Consider the following 17,655-nt stretch of genomic DNA (forward strand, 5'->3'; position numbering starts at 1 on the left):
CTGATGATAGTGATTAAATCAGTGTTTTTTAATGACATTTATGTTTAGTAATGATAAGAGTATCTTTAAACTAGCTTCATGTTACCTGCCCCATAATCTTTGAAGATCTAACGGCACGTATACCTCACTCCCATGAATTTGTTTATGGATTAATGGATTCCAAATTTGTTCTGTTTCTTGTCTCTTTTCCTTATGACGCGCTATTGAATGTATTCCAGCTAATTTTTTCACATATTCTTTTTGTAAATTCATATACAATCACTCCTTATTGATCATATTGATGAAGATTTACTCTATATGTATGATTAGATTTCCCACTTATCCTCAAAAAATGCAGAATATAAATTCTCGTTTATTGCATTAACGTGCTTTTATCTCCAATCACAAACACACGTTTGTCAGTTCTGCATAAACTGTCTATATTTCCTGTATAACAAGCAATTTCGAGTTTTCTTCGTGTCAAATACAACAATTATAATTATCTGAGCAATACATTTTACATAAATAAAGGGGCAAAATAAGGAGCATCTTGAATTACATTGGAGGGAACATCGACATGAAGAAAGAAGAAAGGCTAAATGAAGAAGCTGCATTAAATAATAATTTGCATTCTTCAACTTTACAAATGAATCCTGATATTGCCAAACTACATCAAAAACCTAAGTTAGCTAAATCAGATACCCACAAAAAAACGCACGCAAAAATGCTTTAAACTTCAAGCTCATCAATTGGGTATGGGTAATGTAGCAAGCATATTTTTCAGTACAAAAAAGGCAACATCCTCTTCTGGGTGTTGTTGCCTTTAATCGTTTATTCAGCTTAAATTTATACTTGCATATTGATTAATGCCAGCCATTTCAATCAGCTATTCTTCTTGTACAAAATTCACTACATCATACCCACACTTATTACAGACCATTAAATGAGGACAAATTTGATTTTTAGCTGTATTGGGATAGCCATCACCCATTTTTACAGTCTCTTCATCATTATAATGACCGTAAGGGTCTAAAAAATCTGATACCTTACCTGAATCGTCTAATCGAGAATTACATTTTGGACAATACAGTTCAAATGCTTTTAATGAATTACATAAAGGACACATTGCCATAAGTATCACTCCTTTTAGCTTTCAAACTTAGTATCCATTTTTTTATCGATACTATGTAACATAATAAAAAGTTAATTGATACCGCATGTTTAGCTAGTTCAAGTTCAACAAAAGATTTTAGATTGAATGTTCCATAACAGAAGCTTAATTTAAAGAGGCAAGACGTCTCCAAAATACTTATTAATCTCGATTAAGCAGCTGTTCTTTGGCCACTTTTATTTTCTCTTTAGTCCTCTTCATTTTTTCTTTTGGCTGTGTTAAACAATATTGTTGATAAAACGATTTTCGGCTCATTTCATCCGAAACCGCCGTTTCGGATGCCTGTCAGCTAAGCTGAAAGGTTGCTCTAGTGTGATCCATGGTCCTGCCACAAAAAGTATCCTCACCCAGACCACACCTTATAAAATTATAGTTTGGTATGAGAAGTCATAGAAAAAACATTTTATTAATTTAGATTTTCAAAGAGTACATGCTTAAATCCATATTTCATCTTTTAAGTTTGTTGACAAACTTGAAAAACTAATCGTTGAGAGATAAAGCAAAATGAACTTAAAATTCTACTAATGAATTATTATGCTAATCGGAACTTGTGTAACAATCTTTCATTTTACCTATTGCTATTTTTTTTATATGCTGATAGTATATAGGAGCGTTAATTGGAAAGCTAATATTCAATATATCTGGATCTTTCCAAGCAGATAATTTTGACCACTTTCTTAAGAAAGTTAAGGCCATACGGACAGCCGGGTTAAATGCCGATTGGCAACTTTAGTTGCCTTATTGATTGAGTTAAAAGCTCGAATTTTATAAGTTGGTTACTTTACAACCAGTGCACATGCACATCAACTTGTGAAACGGTCAATAAGAGTAGTAAAAGTAATTATTTGCTATATAGACTCTGATCCTCATATGATATATTTTGAATATTAAAGAGCCTTCTTTCATAATGTCCTCGAACATTTATGATAGACGTATGCTTATGACTTTTGTCATGAATATACTTATACTTTTTTAATATTGATGATTATATCTAAAGCAAGTGTTGTGCGCGATTATGCGTTTTGCACTTGCTTTTTGTTATTAACGATTTTTTTGAGGGATTATAACAATAGTCTGGTTTCCTGCAGACATCCTAACTAGCAGATGCACCGCTTGTTAAGATGTGATGGAATTCCTCTTTAGCTTTGAAATATCTATTTAGTTAGGAGACAAAAGAAATGGGAAAAGCACTTATTATTGGTTGTGGCGGAGTAGCTTCAGTTGCTATCCACAAATGTGTTCAAAACAGTGATGTATTTGAGGAAATTTGTATCGCAAGTCGTACAAAATCCAAATGTGATGTTTTAAAAGAAAAATTAGATGGTGGAAAAACAAAAATTACAACTGCACAAGTTGATGCAAATAATGTTGATGAATTGATTACTTTAATTGAAGAAGTAAAACCGGACATCGTCATGAACTTAGCTTTACCTTATCAAGATTTAACGATCATGGATGCTTGTCTTGCAACAAAAACAAACTATATGGATACAGCAAACTATGAGCCGGAAGATACGGCAAAGTTTGAATATAAATGGCAATGGGATTATCGCGAACGCTTTGAAAAGGCTGGTATTACAGCTCTTTTAGGCAGCGGATTTGACCCTGGTGTAACAGGTGTATTTTCTGCACATGCGCTTAAGCATCATTTTGATGAAATTGAGTATATCGATATTCTCGATTGTAATGCAGGGGATCATGGCTATCCGTTTGCAACAAATTTCAACCCTGAAATCAATATTCGTGAAGTTTCAGCTAATGGAAGATATTGGGAAAATGGCGAATGGATCGAAACGAAACCAATGGAAATCAAACGCGCTTATAACTTCCCTGAAGTTGGCGAGAAAGATATGTATTTGCTTTACCACGAAGAACTTGAATCTCTTGCTGTAAATATCCCAGGCATTAAACGTATCCGTTTCTTCATGACATTTGGCCAAAGTTACCTTACTCACCTAAAGTGCCTTGAAAATGTAGGAATGACTTCTATTGAGCCTATTGAATATGAAGGAAAACAAATCATCCCGCTTCAATTCTTAAAAGCAGTATTACCAGATCCTGCTTCACTTGGGCCACGCACAAAAGGCAAAACGAACATTGGCTGTATCTTCAAAGGTAAAAAGGACGGAAAAGATAAAACGTATTATGTGTACAATGTTTGTGACCATGAAGAATGCTATAGAGAAGTGGGTTCCCAAGCCGTTTCTTATACAACAGGCGTTCCTGCTATGATCGGTGCGATGATGTTAATGACTGGGAAATGGAATAGACCGGGCGTATACAATATTGAAGAATTTGATCCAGATCCATTCATGGATGCGTTGAACAAGTGGGGACTTCCATGGCAAGAAGATCTTTATCCAGATCTTGTAGATTCTGATCCTATTAAAGTTAAAGAATCTGGGCTTGTTCGTTAAGATGCGGTTTGAAGAATTACCAACACCATGTTATGTAGTCGACGAAAGTCTTTTGGAAAAAAATCTAAACATCCTGAACGGAGTCATGGAACGTACAGGATGTAAGATTATTTTGGCTCAAAAAGCATTTTCAATGTATAAGATGTATCCTCTCATTGCAGAGTATTTAAGTGGTACGACAGCAAGCGGCTTATTTGAAGCTCGTCTCGGTTACGAGGAAATGGGCAAAGAAAATCATGTCTTTGCCCCTGCCTATCGTGAGGATGAAATCGACGAAATTATCTCGATTTGTGATCATATCATCTTTAATTCTTTCTCGCAGGTGGAAAAATTTAAGGAGAAAGTGCTTCAAGCTGGTAAAAAAGTTGGCTTGCGCATCAATCCTGAATGCTCCACCCAAGATGGGCATGCCATTTACGATCCATGCTCACCAGGTTCTCGGTTTGGTGCAACCAAAGAGCAGTTTCGTCCTGAATTGCTTGAAGGTGTTTCCGGGCTGCATTTCCACACACTTTGTCAGCAGAACTCTGACGATTTAGCAATGACTCTTCAGGCAGTGGAAGAAAAGTTTGGACAATGGCTTCCGCAGATGGAATGGATCAACTTTGGAGGCGGCCACCATATCACGAGGGAAGATTATAACATTTCATTACTTGAAGATTGTATTAAGAGAATGCAGGAGAAATACGGTTTAGAAGTCTATATTGAACCAGGCGAAGCCGTTGCTCTCAATGCAGGATATTTGGTTACGACTGTCCTTGATACGATTCAAAATGGAATAGAGATTGCTATTCTTGACACTTCTGCATCTTGTCATATGCCTGATGTGTTGGAAATGCCTTATCGTCCCCCTCTTTTTAATTCAGGGGAAGTAGGAGAAAAGCCATTTCTGTATCGACTTGGCGGCCAAACTTGTATGGCAGGCGATGTGATAGGAGATTACTCGTTTGATCAACCATTAAAGAGCGGGGATCGATTAGTTTTTGGTGATATGGCCATTTACTCAATGGTGAAAAATACTACATTTAACGGTATGGCACTTCCCGCCATTGCTGTTCAAGATAAAGATGGCGATTGTCAAATCGTGCGTGAATTCGGCTATCAAGATTTTAAGATGAGACTAGCATAAAAAAGCAGGAATTCCCCTATATGATTTATCTGTAACAGGAAACCAAAGAACCAGATTCTGAAATAGGAGTCTGGTTCTTTGTATGCTTACAATAAACTTCAAGAAAAAGGCTGCTATTCCTTTCGTGATTATTTGAAATGAAAAATGAGATGGCCTGATTTCAAGGATTTATTTAATATTCAAGAGTTTAGAAATAACGCTTAATTTTCTTTTGATAAAAAGATAGAACCTATATTACCCGCTAACTTGCGGATTATGATGCTATATCTAATAACTTATATATGAATTCAACTTCATTATGGGCAGGCTTCACTCCTTGATGAACTTGCCCTTTTTTTATCATATGCAGCGCTCCAACGCCACTACCTTCGAAATTAATTTTAAGCAACTAAAAAAGCCACTCATTAGAGTGACTTTTTTATTATTGGATGAAACCTAATGGAATTTTAGGCACTGTAGGGTTCGGTCGAGGCATTGCCATCAACAAAAAATTAAGCTGTGATACATGTTGAATCAATTCTACTTCCAATCCACTCTCAGTAACTCCGGCAAAAATGATTAAACTGGGATCACAGTAACCTAATGCAGTTACTTGAAAAGTAACCGACTGCCCAGATGGAATAAGCTTAACCCCCACCCCCTGACTGCCATCTAATTTATTGTCAAAATCTTCGGCTCTTTTTTTCAAATGCTTATAAAGTTCACTTGCCGAGTTTTGTCCCGGTGTATCCGTTAGGATAGGCAATTCATTGCAAATGTCGTTAGCGTCTGTTGATTCGAGTAAATCTGGCTTGGATTCCACTTTATCATCTCCTTCCTTCCATCGGATAAATCTGTCCTGAATTCCACTTTATTATCTCCTTTTTCGTCAAATTATTATACTCAATGCCAAAAGCTCCTTTTCTCCTTATGCTACCGTACATAGTAATGCCGTTATTTCAGCAACTAAGCAGCTATCGTTGCAGCTTAGTAAGCCTCCTGTAAATGTATTCGGAACAATGAAAAAAGCATCTCGTAGGATGCTTAAATCTCATTCATACTTATAACTTTAAACTTGTCTTCGGTTATAAATGTTTTCTTACTTAATGCTTCATTAACCAACTCATCTTTATCATCGTTTAGACCCGGGTTAATCTCCACAACTTCGTGTTGCTCAGGACTGCTCGGCATTCCGTTGGGACCTAGTCGATAATATGTTGATTACCGTTATTCACCCCTCCAGGCAATGCCACATAAATTAAATTTATACTGTTGATCTTCTGAATTACGATAGGTTATATCATCATGGATAGAGCATTGACAATTTTACTATTCAGTAGGCAACAACCAGACAGAGATTTTGCGCCAACTTTGGAGCGTGTAAGATTTCATTAAGGAAGGTGATGGTAATGGTAATGGTAAATTTTAAATCTTTTCGTGGTATCGCTACACAGATGAATGATTTTATGATCGGGCAAAATGGTGAAGGAGAAGGTTGTTATAAACTAATGACTGTTCAAGATGAGCTTGGCGGAATAGTCAATTTCGTGGTCTCACCTACTACTTACTTTGTAGATCATGAAATTGTAACACTCGGTGATAGGATTACTGGATATTATGATGAGGATGCACCTGTACCTCTTATCTATCCCCCACAGTATCAGGCACTTGTCATTGTAAAGGATAATAACTATCAAAATGTAAAAGTAGACTTTTTTAACAACCAATTGGTAAGTAGTGATGGCCAACTAAGATTAAATCTTTCTCCCTATACTTCTATATTATTAACTAATGGGCAACCTTTTTCAAAAAATCCTGCAAATCGAAACCTAATTGTTATCTATGGTCCTTCTACAAGAAGTATCCCTGCTCAAACCACACCTTATGAAATAATCGTTTGGTGTTAACAATTACTATAGAAAATACATTTTATACACTACCATTATAAAGTTTTATATATTATTACTTATCTCAATTTATTGCACGAAATGCGTAATCCATTTCGTGCATTTGTCATTTTTAACATAAAACCTCATTTACTTATGATACGATTTTCCGTTATACCTCTAAGTGAGGTTTTTACTCTTCAAAGAAATCCAAGTCGATTTTCTTCACCACGTATATATCTTCATTGGATATGCCTACGTTGTATTTAAACATTAGATCCGTCAATTCGATTAATATGACACATTTGTCGATAGACTCTACATATTTCCTTGTCACTTTAGTATAAGTTGTTGTTGTAAATAGAAAGTTCCCAATTGATCAGGTGTGATATATTATAATAATTAAGATTCGTTAACTCGCTAATTATTTTGGTTAACATTTTATTTAATCGAACCTGTCGAAATGGGGGGAAAATTATGTATAAACTGCGAGGTCATCATCTTTTTTGCCTTTTAGGCTATAGGGGAATGGGCTATTCCCGAGAATACGTGGAAAATATGACAAGTCTGCACCAAACCTTGAGAGACAACCCCAAGATAAGAATTCAACTTGTAAAGGGTCCCGATCAGTTGTGTGAAAAGTACCCAAACTCAGGTGAATACCACTGCCAAGACGACCATATTTATGATAGAGATGCCGCTATTTTAGAGAAATTAGGGCTTAAAATCGGACAAATTCTGAATTGGGAGAGCATTGAGTCGCTCATCGGAAAGCATATCGTCCCCTCCGACATTCAAATTGTGTGTCAATCTTGTTCCTGGCGGTCATATGGAGTTTGTGAAGAAGGTATTCAAGAGATTCTTGAAGGGAAGGGCTTAAGGGAAGTTAAATAAGCCTTTCCCCTTTTATTAAATAGTTCCGTTTTGAGGTGAAATGTTTAAAACTAAAGCATATTCCCACAAGCCGATCTCTCTTCTCTGCCCGGCATGAAGTTCCGTAGCAAAATGGATCAATGTTTCTACATGGTCGTCTAATTTATGAGAATGAAAAAGCAATATAATTTCTTGCTATGAGTTTTTTATAAATTTTTTTAATTATCCAGAAAATAAAAAAGCGTCAAATCCTTATTAATCAAGGTTCCACGCTTTTTCGGGTGATGGTATTACATCATGCTGTCGATCAAATCCCCTATAAAAATGGTACTGACCTGATTTGCTTTATTATAATGTTGTCTGGAACCAATCTAAAACAAAAAAAGTTGGTCCCTATCAGTTATAGAGAACCAACTAAAACTTATTAATATATCTTGTAAGGGATTCAAGGAACCTATCCCTTAAAATCCCTAAAGTGTCTTTGTTTCTAGTCGAAATCCTTCGACGACTACATCTTCATCAATCTCTACTAATAAGCACCGTTTTCCATTGTAAGTAATATATTTTATATTTTTCAGGTCTTTCGGGCTGATAGATACATCTGCCACCTTCGTATTGATTTTAATGTTTTTTGGAACTAAACTGCTTGCTTTGAACTCATATTTTTCGTCCGCTACGACATCTTTGAAGGCATGTTCCACTTTGTCGGTATCGACATCCTCGACGCCGCTTACCGTTAATATGCGTTCGATGTCCCGATAATCCAACATAGGAGAGTCACTTTCTTCTTCATTTTCTTCATTCTCCTGCACCATTTTATCGATTTCCTCATAAACATTAGAAATGACTATGGAATCCACTTCATCCCCCATAACTGTTTTTAAGATCTGTTCGAAGCTGTCTTTATCTTCCATGGCAGTAATAATCTCTTCACAGTTGAGAACTTCTTCTATAAATAACCCTTCTGGTTGATTCACTTTTCCTCCACAATAGAGAATATGATTAATATCTGCTGAATTATCATTAAAGGCAGGAAACAGAAAACCTGTTAACGGAGAAGTCAAATTAATAATGGGATCAACGGCGTTATTCGATTTGAATTCCTTCTCGATGTAATCAAACAGCAAGGCTTTTTTCGGCTGAACGGTTTGATTAAGACTGCAAAGGATAAACTCGTTGGAATAAACCTCATCATTCCCTCCTTCTTCGGATTCCGAATCCCGTTTTCTGATCGCCTTTTGATATTCTCCCCGGATAAATGTTACCACTGTATCAAATTCATAAGCAGCATGAGCAAACATTTTCTCAACAATTTTCAGCATGTTTTCGTTCCAATCTTCCGTTGATTCTGCTCGTAATCCTTCAAAGAGGATCGTTTGTGTGCTGTCTTCCACATCACGCCTGAATTTCAGCTCAAACAGTTTGGCGTCAAGATGACCTGTCAAAACCTTTTTAAAATTTGCTAAAAATAATTCTTGTGTTTCCTGTTCTAACATTTGAAACGATTGGCTGACTTGATGGTAAATCTCACCTGATTCTTTCTTTACGTAAACATTAAGGATTTCTCGAATTTTCATATGATGATTGTCTAATTTAAATTGCTTTCGGATATTAGCGATATCTTTTTTATTCATTTTCTCATCTCCCATCCCTGATTATACTTTTCAGACAAGAAAATAGTAATACTTAATGTTTTTTATTTTAATAGCTGAAGAAGATAATGGTCAAGGAATGAGATCGATTGAAATTTCGCTATCAAAGGATGCAGAGACAAGTATCATTCTACATAATAAGGAACTAGTTGCTAAAATGTCACCTGAATTAAACCTTGGTACACCTTCTTTAATGTTTTTCACAGAAAACCTCGAAAAGCTATATAAGGACTTTTCAGCTAAAAATATCACAATCGGTGAAATTGTAAATATGCCTTCTGAAAGAGTTTTTAATTTTTCAGACAGTGAGGGAAATTACTTCGCAGTCATGGAAAAAAGTTAACAATAAATAGACGAAAAAATAGCTAATAAATTTAGAAGATATTATTTTATTAGCCTTATAGAAAAAAGTCGTACCAGTGATAACTTGATACGGCTTTTCTTCATTCATCTCGTTTAAGCAGCTGCTCTTTGAATCGGTTTTAGTTCTGTTTTATCCTTTCCGTTTTTAAATACTTAATCTTCACATCGCTTGGGGCTGACGACTTAATTACAGTCGTCTTCATCGTTCCTTTTTTCTAGAGGATGGTTTTCGGGGTATAGCTAATTATCTTTTTTTCCATCGTCCATTCCATTGTCCAGGTCCTTACCATCATTTGGGTCTAATTCTACCTGGTCATCCTGGTTAGTGCCCGTTTCATTATTCTGATCCATTCCCTCATCTATATCGCTATGGTTATTTTGCTGTCTATTGTTATCTTCGTTATTTTGTTCTTCTCCACTTTCACATCCAGCTAGTCCAACTGTCAACATAGCCGCTATTCCACTAATAAGTAATTGCCTTTTCCAATTAAAGTTCATTTCTAAGTCTCCTTTGACTGAGCTTAATTATTACGCGTAGCGTGCCCTTTACTTCAATTTTTAATGCCTTTGACTGGATCTTAAGTAATAAGCATGTCAAAAAGATCGAAGCCGGCAGTCTTCAAAATTACGAAGACTTCTCAGAGCATCTATTTAATAAAAAATGACGTCTTGAGGTTTATATGTGTGACGTTTTAGCACTCCTTTTTTAGATGACTTATCCGCAATTTTAAGCAAAAAAAAACCTCAAAGCCAGTTGGGAGGGTCCTGAAAAACTTGCATTTTTAAATTCTTACTTGTTTCTCAAACAAATATAGGCAGCTGCCTATTTCCTTTTAGATTGACCGCAAAAATGGCGGTGGCCCCTTGTATTTCCATACCAAACAGACCCGCGGATGACGCTGTGTCATACCGGTGCCCGTGTTTGAGCTCGCTATTCTTCGCTTCAATTTTATATAGTAATTAGAAATGAAAAACAGCTTGTGATTTATCGATCAATGAAGCTGCTTTAAACATATATCACCAAAAAACACTTTTGCTATCCCTTTCCAAGCGCAAATTATCGCTTAAATCAGATGCAAAATACCGCCTAAAGTGACACATTTATTTGTAGGAGGTTACAAAACTGTACAGCCTCCGATTCCTGTCACTAGTTCAAAGCGACAAAAGTTTGTTAACTCGGTGCGAAGTTACAATGATAAACTGATAAAATTTCTATTAGTAAAGAGAAAGAGTGAATAGTAAAGGAAGAAAATATATATGACACATTGCCAGTGCATTTATTAGGTTTTAATAGTACGATCTGCACCCATACATACTCCCTATATAGGATTATCACAAATGTCTTTAAATTTATAATCATCTTCTGCCATTACACCGATCCGTCTGTGAAGGTACATTTGCAATTTTCTAACATCGACAGTATGTAAAGAAACAAAGATTTGTTAATGGTTGTATTTAGCAGCATTATATTAGTATTCCGGTCTTGTGTGTTTTGTTCTTCTGAATGTTGATTCATACTTTAACAACCTCCTTTTCGACATAATAAAAACCCCTCTAACACTAAAGTCCTAGTGGGCTATTTTGGGAAAATAATATCATTAAAAACTAACAGTGACATTCAAATTTGGATCAGTGCCTTTTTTTAGAGTAATTGTATCATTAGGTCCAAGATTTAGAGATTAATTGCAATTGTATTGAAGTTTTTGCACCAGAACCGGAGGAAGCTATCGACCGGCTCTATGCCAGAATATAAAGTCAAACGATCAACTTCTATAAAAGGAGAGAATAACCGATGCTTTTTCAAAAGAAGCGAATAAGAATTACTATATGTATGGTCATTCTTTACTCATTAACATATTACGCATGGCTTCTTTATTTTTGGAATGATAAAGAATTAAGATATTTCGGAGGGAGCTTTTTTGCGTTGATTGCCCCTTTAATGTCGTTTCTCTTTATGTACATGAACATTCAAAGAATTAAAAGAGATCAAAAGAAGTATTGGCTCCTATTAATGACGAGCTGTTTGAGTTTTCTTCTCGGGCAATTAATATGGACTTACGATCTCAGGACAGAAATGATCTACACCTTTCCAGGGTGGGCCGATTTGTTTTGGATTATGAATGTATTGTTGTATTTAGCCGCGTTGCTTTATAAAGTATACACAGACAAACATAAATACCGCATATGGCAGTTATGGTTTGAAGCGTGCATCGTTATCACTGTTTTGTTTACGGTCAGCTGGGTGTACTTGTTTAAAGCAATTTTATTTGATACCCAGTTCTCTTTGTTCTATATAACACTTTCTTTCAGCTTCTCCACTATTTATTTATGTACCTTGATGGTGATCATTTTTGTTTATTTATCTTATCAAAAACTTTTTCCTTTCAAAGTATTTACACTACAATTAAGCGCCATGATGCTATACATCATTGTTGATTCTATTTGGCTATATTTATCTATATTTAATAGACTAGAACCATTTACACTAATAGAACCGTTATGGAGTATAGCTTTATTAATCATCGGATTATCCAGCTTTTTTGAAAAAAGAGCAGCGAATAACTACAGAGAGAACACCATTAAAAAAAAGGGCATTTTGAAAATGAGTCGACTGATTATCCCTTATATAAGTGTCTTTGTTTTGATTGTCATCGCTTTCTTTCAAAAAAATGAATTACTGACTATATTTATTGGTGTGATTGTCATATTAATCTTTATTATGATCAGACATGCAATTATTCTTTATGAAAATGATACGATATTAAAAAACATTAAAAATATAAATGAAACACTGGAAGATAAAGTGAAAGAAAGAACAGCTCAATTATCTTTAAAGAATGAAGAACTGTCTTATTTAAATGGTCATTTGGAAGAAATCGTAGGAAACCGAACGCGCCAATTAGAAAAAACAAAAAAGATGCTAACAGAAAGTGAACAACGGTATCGCTCTCTTTTTGAAAACCATCCGGATACGATTGTTTTATTTGATTTAAAAGGAGAAAGTTTGCAGGTAAACGGTGCTAAAACAAATCGTACATATGAGTGGGAAGAACGGTCACTGACTCAATTGAAAAAATCGTACCCAACTCACTATTTTGAAAAAGCGCTTCAAGGGGAGCCTCAAAATTTCGAAACGACGATTGAAGTAGAGGATCACATCTTTATTGACTATATGGTCACATTTGTTCCCGTAATGGCCAATGAAAAAGTGATGGGCGTTTTTGGGATTTACGAGGAGATCACGGAAAGAAAAAAAACAGAAGAACTCGTGCGAAAATCGGAGAAATTAGAAATTGTCAGCCACCTTGCTGCCAGCATGTCGCACGAAGTAAGGAATCCACTTACGACAACGAGAGGATTTATACAGCTGTTATACGAAGATGCAGCGATGGAAAAGGGAAAACCATACTTAGAGATCGCTCTACAAGAGATCGATCGAGCGACAGAAATCATCAATGATTATTTAATGTTTGCTAAACCAGCACCTGTAACGATCGAGAAAGTAGACGTGTTGAAGGACATCCAATCTACGATTCAAATTATGACTCCATCGGCGAATATGAATGCGGTTCAAATCAGCTTATCTTTTAGCCAACCAGGAACCTACTTTATTCTCGGAGAAAGAAAAAAACTGCAGCAATGTTTCATTAATATACTGAAGAATGGGATAGAAGCCATGCCAACTGGGGGAGAACTGCAGGTGTCCCTCCTCTCCAATGACACCGATATCCAAATTAAGATACAGGATACAGGCATAGGAATGACACCCTCACAGTTAAATCGACTGGGAGAACCTTATTTTTCAACAAAAGGAGCAAAAAACGGAACGGGACTTGGGATGATGGTAGCCTTTAGCACGATAAAGGGGATGAACGGAGAGATAAGGGTGACAAGTAAAGTAGATAAAGGAACATGCTTCTTTATCCAGTTCCCTCTCTATCAGAAATCATTAAGTATGGAAGATGTCAATCTAAAGATTAAAAAACAAAGTGAATTTGCTATTCAACATATTTGACATAGGATCTGTAAACTAACCTAAATAATAGGCTCCGAGTGTAATCGATCTACGTAAAAACATAGTAAAGTGCAAAACTCTTGTTGGTCTCCGAACACACTGACAAGGGTTTTGTTTTTTTTTACCCTCCCATTTTATTTAACAACTAAGTGCAAGCAGAGATTTGGGAGATCTGTAGACTGTTTCCATCAGGAAAGATTTTGGCATTCACCCCAATACCACCATTTATTCTTTTAGAAATATACCATTCCATTCAATTATCCCGAATTCCACATATCCCCAAATTCACTTCTCCCAGAATGCGGACCTTTAATTGAGCAAAGTTTTCTTTTTTTAAGGAGCAGTCCGAAGCAATTTTCCATATTATTGCTTAGGCGGGATAAGTAATTGCAGAGCTAGCTGTCCATAAAAAATAGCTATTAAAGAACATTTAAGTAATTCATGTTAGTGATTGTATTAGTTCTTCTCTGGCTTCAAATATTTTTCCAGGGCTTCTTCGATCATGATGTACATGTTCTTCTCCTGCATGAGTGGTTACAGTTTTAGCTCTTTGTGAAGGTCCGTTCTGATATCAAATGATACATGTTTTCCTTCCACTTTTCTCTCTTCCTAATGCACAGTTTGGTCGAACTGCTTACTAATTAATTTTTAATAACTACTCAAACCAAGCTAATTGTAAGTGCATAACATGCCTATAAAGTTTGTTTTGTAACTCTTATGAAAGAGGTGAAAAGAAGTTATGGTTTCATATATGGATTACACATCTCCATCAACTGAATACACTTTTGACGTAAGTAAAAGTCCCTTGTTCAGAAAAGATGAAAAAAACTATATTAACGTACTAGGTGTGAAACAGTTAAATACATTGGAAAATGTGTCGTTACTGGACATTTTCCTAAGTACTAATAACATTGTAGAACCTCACTATCACCAAAATGCGGCTGAGCTGGTCTATTGTATTTCTGGTGCTGCCACTGTATCGATGTTGAACCCCTTTACAAAACAGCTTCTCAGTTACTCTATTACACCTGGACAGGTGGCAAACATTCCACAAGGTTGGTGGCATTACGAAGTAGCTACAGTTGATAACACTCATCTTTTGGCAATTTTCAATGCACCAACTCCAGAAGTGATTTTAGGCTCTGATATCTTAAAATTCACTCCTGCAAATATCATGTCTCATACTTATTGCATCGATGAAAATCAATGGAAACAAGCAATTGAACCGGTTAAACCATCAACATATATAGGTCCATACAAGAGCTGCAATAGAGTAAAGCAAAATACGCCTAATCAATATTTACATCCACAGTATCAACAGCCACAATATATTCAGCAATACTCACGAATTCCTTACGTTCCCCAGTGTTATCAATATTGGCGCTAATAGACAAACTAACTCGTACAGGGGAAATGGAATGATATCTAATCAATTAAATCGGGAAGACTTATCCGCTCAAATTAATGATACACATAAGCTACTGGTAGCCACTGGTTTAAAAAAAGGATTTACAGATATCGAAACCCTTAAATATAGTGAACAACTGGACAAGTAAATTTTCCAATTTGAATTGCAGTGTAGACTTTAAAAATTTAACCAAGTGAAATTTAAGCTTTTTTGTATATATTTTTCTGGATTGGTTAAACTGTTAGTGTGTTAAGTTTTCTCATGAGTAAGAACCTTCCAGTATTTATAGCCGGGGACGTTCCTCGGCTTTTTTGTATAAACTTTTCTGATATGGGCACACTGTTATTGCTTTGTTTTAACCCTTGATATTTCAGCCCTTTTACAGTCAGGTATCAACCTGGCCATTTTTTTGTTTAAAACTCAATCTCTACTTTGATCTTCATTGGGATTTCTTCTACCATATGTACTGTTCTTTGTCCCCGGCAGCTCAATTCCCACTATTTTTTAATGCGGTACTCCTTGCGTACTATACTCCATATCTTTTAGAACAAATTTAAAATCACATCTATGTTGTTTGTCCGTTTCCAAGATACTACGGGATGCATCTACTATAGTAAACAAGGAGGGGTTTTGGATGTATCGTCCTGTTAGACCTATCATCTGTCCCCCAAAGTGTGTATTTCATGATTCCTACACTACACGCGAGGTTCCTATCATTCACCCAATCGTAAACATTAATCGTCAGCACATTGTCAATGTTCCCCGTCATATTTATCAGCCGACTACAAGAAACGTCGTTGTAGACCCTGGCTATCCAACAAATTGTTGTCCTCGCTACAGATAACACTTTTTGATTTTGCTAGGGCCATTCGTACAAGATTCGGCTGTATTTTTTCATACTATATATAAAAGGAGGTGATAATTATGAGTTCCGAAAAATGTGGTGGATACGGATCTGGCTTTGCGCTAGTTGTTGTCTTGTTCATTTTGTTAATCATCATTGGCGCATCTTACATGGGTGGCGGATACTGATAGGAAGCAACCCATTATTAGTAAGCTACTTTTAGAATCTAGCTTTACCTCCCCCTTGCTGTAACCACCAACTCCATATTGTGCGACTGTATAAAGTAAATACAGCCGCTTTTTTTCATGCAATATTCGTGAATGTTTCACACATCCTGCAGCATCCTTTCTCTTAATGCTAAGAACCATTCCTTATCTACATTCATGATCGCTAAATCGATAAATTTGTCATAATATTCTTTCAAAAGAGAGGGGTATTCAACGGTACAATTAAACTCAATGAGTACGTAGCTGGGGCGGGATTGATGTTTTCAGGAACACCTTTTACAAACCTGGTTACTCTCCTCACGTGCACCGTTTCTAACTCTTTTGAAAAGCTATCCATATACTCATGTATCAGTAGCAACCAGACGCTGCTAAAACCCAATCACCTGCTTTCAAAGCTCCCATTCCTTTCAATTCAAATTTTGGTCGAAATCCGGCATACACTTTACTTATTGAACCTTTACAAGAACGTAAATTTATTGGGGACATAAGATGTATTTAAAGGAGGGATCCATATGCCGCCATGGCAACATAAAATTAGGTACTTAATTGGACAGCCTGTAGGAATCTCATTATCTAATGGTCAAGGAACTTCAGGAATTTTATGCAATGTATCTGGAGGAAAAGTTTTTGTTATGGAATATTTGTATCAATCTCAATTTGCATTAAAACAATACGATTATAGTATGATCCAAGATATAAATGAGTTTCCTCATTGTCAGAACCAACAACCACTCTATTAATAACAGCGTTCTTCGATTACTTAAAGGGATAAAGCATTTGAAAAAAGGTATACATCTTATTCATATGTAAAGATACTAGCTTCTCTATTCTTCTCCCTATAATTGAAAACTCTCCGTCTCCTACAGAAGAAATGCAAGGTAAGTTATCCATCCCTTCTCTATAGAAAGAGTACCAGCGGACAGTATATCCCCCTGCTTATCAATCAAAGATGGATAGGGATTGGACTTATGAGTCGTTGTCCATCAATTTAACAAATCTCATCCAGCCTGTCTCTTTTTGAGACAGGTTTTTTCTTTTATTAAGTAAGATTTAAACGTTGACTGCCGCGATGATGATCCGGCGTTTCGTGATCTTACTATCGCCAGACATGTCCATCAGTTCAATTGGCATCTTTTCTTCCAATAACCTAAGTAATAATCCGTTCATTTCAGCAGCTACATTCTATTATTAAGAAACGATTGTCCTTATATCGAAATAAAAACAAGCGGATCAAGAACTTTCGTCACGTCCCCGTTGGTTAAAAAATTTATGCTCATTCACTTCATTTGTTACATTCAAAATAGGAATGAGCACTGCCCCAAAGCAAGCCATAAACACCGTTAATACAAGCATCGTTTCCAACAGCGTAAAGCCGTCTTCTTTATGTTTCACTTACCAAAACTTTGCCTTCCGCATCAATGGTAATATCTCCGCCACCAGGGTATTTCATTTCATTCTCCCTCAAGTATCCATCTGTTACCATCGTTTCAATGGAATCATGAAATTTCTCATTCTCAATCCGGTATACCTGCACCTGTCCTTGTACCATATGTAAATAAGCGGAACAGCCAAACACGGGTTTATGACATAGCTTAAATAAGTACGTTTAATAAACAGGCTCTGTTAATTTTTAACCAAAAAAAAAGACCGAAAAAAAATTGGTCTTTTTTGTATGTCTTCTTGAACTAACGCACCCCGATAGTTTAAGAAGA

17 protein-coding genes and 2 pseudogenes are annotated in these 17,655 nt (G+C 36.0%); 11 read left to right on the forward strand and 8 right to left on the reverse strand.

The window, feature by feature from the left end; translation table 11 throughout:
* Positions 1-81: 81 nt before the first annotated feature.
* A complete protein-coding gene (locus tag ACZYRN_RS12870) occupies positions 82-252 on the reverse strand; it encodes a hypothetical protein (RefSeq protein WP_488911991.1) in 171 nt (56 codons plus the stop codon).
* 304 nt (positions 253-556) lie between these two features.
* On the opposite strand from ACZYRN_RS12870, the gene ACZYRN_RS12875 reads away from it, so the two are divergent.
* Positions 557-712 (forward strand): hypothetical protein, encoded by a 156-nt coding sequence (locus ACZYRN_RS12875; RefSeq protein ID WP_488911992.1) that lies wholly within the window; start codon positions 557-559, stop codon positions 710-712.
* Between the two features lie 153 nt (positions 713-865).
* On the opposite strand, the gene ACZYRN_RS12880 is transcribed toward ACZYRN_RS12875, so the two are convergent.
* Complete coding sequence (locus tag ACZYRN_RS12880) at positions 866-1,111, reverse strand: hypothetical protein (protein ID WP_488911993.1); 246 nt, start codon at positions 1,109-1,111, stop codon at positions 866-868.
* Positions 1,112-2,328: 1,217 nt separating this feature from the next.
* Between ACZYRN_RS12880 and ACZYRN_RS12885 the strand changes: the two genes are divergently transcribed.
* Positions 2,329-3,567, forward strand: a complete 1,239-nt coding sequence (locus ACZYRN_RS12885; RefSeq protein WP_488911994.1) for a saccharopine dehydrogenase family protein — start codon at positions 2,329-2,331, stop codon at positions 3,565-3,567.
* A 1-nt stretch (position 3,568) separates the two neighbouring features.
* Positions 3,569-4,696: a carboxynorspermidine decarboxylase gene (gene nspC / locus ACZYRN_RS12890; protein WP_488911995.1), complete on the forward strand. Its 1,128-nt coding sequence runs from the start codon at positions 3,569-3,571 to the stop codon at positions 4,694-4,696.
* Between the two features lie 253 nt (positions 4,697-4,949).
* Here the strand turns inward: nspC and ACZYRN_RS12895 are convergent.
* A pseudogene (locus ACZYRN_RS12895) lies at positions 4,950-5,060 on the reverse strand (IS6 family transposase); the annotation flags it as partial.
* Between the two features lie 57 nt (positions 5,061-5,117).
* Positions 5,118-5,498, reverse strand: a complete 381-nt coding sequence (locus ACZYRN_RS12900) for a DUF6173 family protein (RefSeq protein WP_488911997.1) — start codon at positions 5,496-5,498, stop codon at positions 5,118-5,120.
* A 592-nt stretch (positions 5,499-6,090) separates the two neighbouring features.
* Here ACZYRN_RS12900 and ACZYRN_RS12905 point away from each other — a divergent pair.
* Both ACZYRN_RS12905 and ACZYRN_RS12910 read left to right on the forward strand, forming a co-directional pair.
* The gene (locus ACZYRN_RS12905) at positions 6,091-6,582 is read left to right on the forward strand and encodes a hypothetical protein (protein ID WP_488912053.1); all 492 of its coding nucleotides are present in this window, start codon (positions 6,091-6,093) and stop codon (positions 6,580-6,582) included.
* Between the two features lie 456 nt (positions 6,583-7,038).
* The gene (locus tag ACZYRN_RS12910; protein ID WP_488911998.1) at positions 7,039-7,455 is read left to right on the forward strand and encodes a DUF1284 domain-containing protein; all 417 of its coding nucleotides are present in this window, start codon (positions 7,039-7,041) and stop codon (positions 7,453-7,455) included.
* Positions 7,456-7,904: 449 nt separating this feature from the next.
* Here ACZYRN_RS12910 and ACZYRN_RS12915 read toward each other — a convergent pair whose 3' ends face one another.
* The gene (locus ACZYRN_RS12915; RefSeq protein ID WP_488911999.1) at positions 7,905-9,068 is read right to left on the reverse strand and encodes a DUF4317 domain-containing protein; all 1,164 of its coding nucleotides are present in this window, start codon (positions 9,066-9,068) and stop codon (positions 7,905-7,907) included.
* Positions 9,069-9,129: 61 nt separating this feature from the next.
* Here ACZYRN_RS12915 and ACZYRN_RS12920 point away from each other — a divergent pair.
* Positions 9,130-9,429: pseudogene (locus ACZYRN_RS12920) on the forward strand (VOC family protein); the annotation flags it as partial.
* 260 nt (positions 9,430-9,689) lie between these two features.
* Here ACZYRN_RS12920 and ACZYRN_RS12925 read toward each other — a convergent pair.
* On the reverse strand, positions 9,690-9,947 hold the full coding sequence (locus ACZYRN_RS12925) for a hypothetical protein (protein ID WP_488912000.1): 258 nt from the start codon (positions 9,945-9,947) through the stop codon (positions 9,690-9,692).
* A gap of 1,606 nt (positions 9,948-11,553) precedes the next feature.
* Between ACZYRN_RS12925 and ACZYRN_RS12930 the strand changes: the two genes are divergently transcribed.
* The 5 genes from ACZYRN_RS12930 to ACZYRN_RS12950 all read left to right on the forward strand — a co-directional run bounded on the left by ACZYRN_RS12930 (position 11,554) and on the right by ACZYRN_RS12950 (position 16,683).
* On the forward strand, positions 11,554-13,464 hold the full coding sequence (locus ACZYRN_RS12930; protein ID WP_488912001.1) for an ATP-binding protein: 1,911 nt from the start codon (positions 11,554-11,556) through the stop codon (positions 13,462-13,464).
* Positions 13,465-14,203: 739 nt separating this feature from the next.
* Positions 14,204-14,851 carry a cupin domain-containing protein gene (locus ACZYRN_RS12935; RefSeq protein WP_488912002.1) on the forward strand — a complete coding sequence of 216 codons (648 nt, stop codon included), beginning with the start codon at positions 14,204-14,206 and terminating at the stop codon, positions 14,849-14,851.
* A 31-nt stretch (positions 14,852-14,882) separates the two neighbouring features.
* Positions 14,883-15,020, forward strand: coding sequence for an aspartyl-phosphate phosphatase Spo0E family protein (locus ACZYRN_RS12940; protein ID WP_488912003.1), 138 nt, complete (start codon positions 14,883-14,885; stop codon positions 15,018-15,020).
* Positions 15,021-15,796: 776 nt separating this feature from the next.
* Positions 15,797-15,904: a YjcZ family sporulation protein gene (locus tag ACZYRN_RS12945; protein ID WP_488912004.1), complete on the forward strand. Its 108-nt coding sequence runs from the start codon at positions 15,797-15,799 to the stop codon at positions 15,902-15,904.
* 551 nt (positions 15,905-16,455) lie between these two features.
* Positions 16,456-16,683 (forward strand): hypothetical protein, encoded by a 228-nt coding sequence (locus ACZYRN_RS12950; protein WP_488912005.1) that lies wholly within the window; start codon positions 16,456-16,458, stop codon positions 16,681-16,683.
* Between the two features lie 490 nt (positions 16,684-17,173).
* On the opposite strand, the gene ACZYRN_RS12955 is transcribed toward ACZYRN_RS12950, so the two are convergent.
* Both ACZYRN_RS12955 and ACZYRN_RS12960 read right to left on the reverse strand, forming a co-directional pair.
* Positions 17,174-17,335 carry a type II secretion system protein gene (locus ACZYRN_RS12955; RefSeq protein ID WP_488912006.1) on the reverse strand — a complete coding sequence of 54 codons (162 nt, stop codon included), beginning with the start codon at positions 17,333-17,335 and terminating at the stop codon, positions 17,174-17,176.
* Positions 17,325-17,519 carry a competence type IV pilus major pilin ComGC gene (locus ACZYRN_RS12960; RefSeq protein ID WP_488912007.1) on the reverse strand — a complete coding sequence of 65 codons (195 nt, stop codon included), beginning with the start codon at positions 17,517-17,519 and terminating at the stop codon, positions 17,325-17,327. The genes ACZYRN_RS12955 and ACZYRN_RS12960 overlap by 11 nt, the downstream gene beginning before the upstream one ends.
* Between the last annotated feature and the right edge of the window lie 136 nt (positions 17,520-17,655).

The sequence above is a fragment of the Domibacillus sp. F004 genome, from assembly GCF_057814295.1.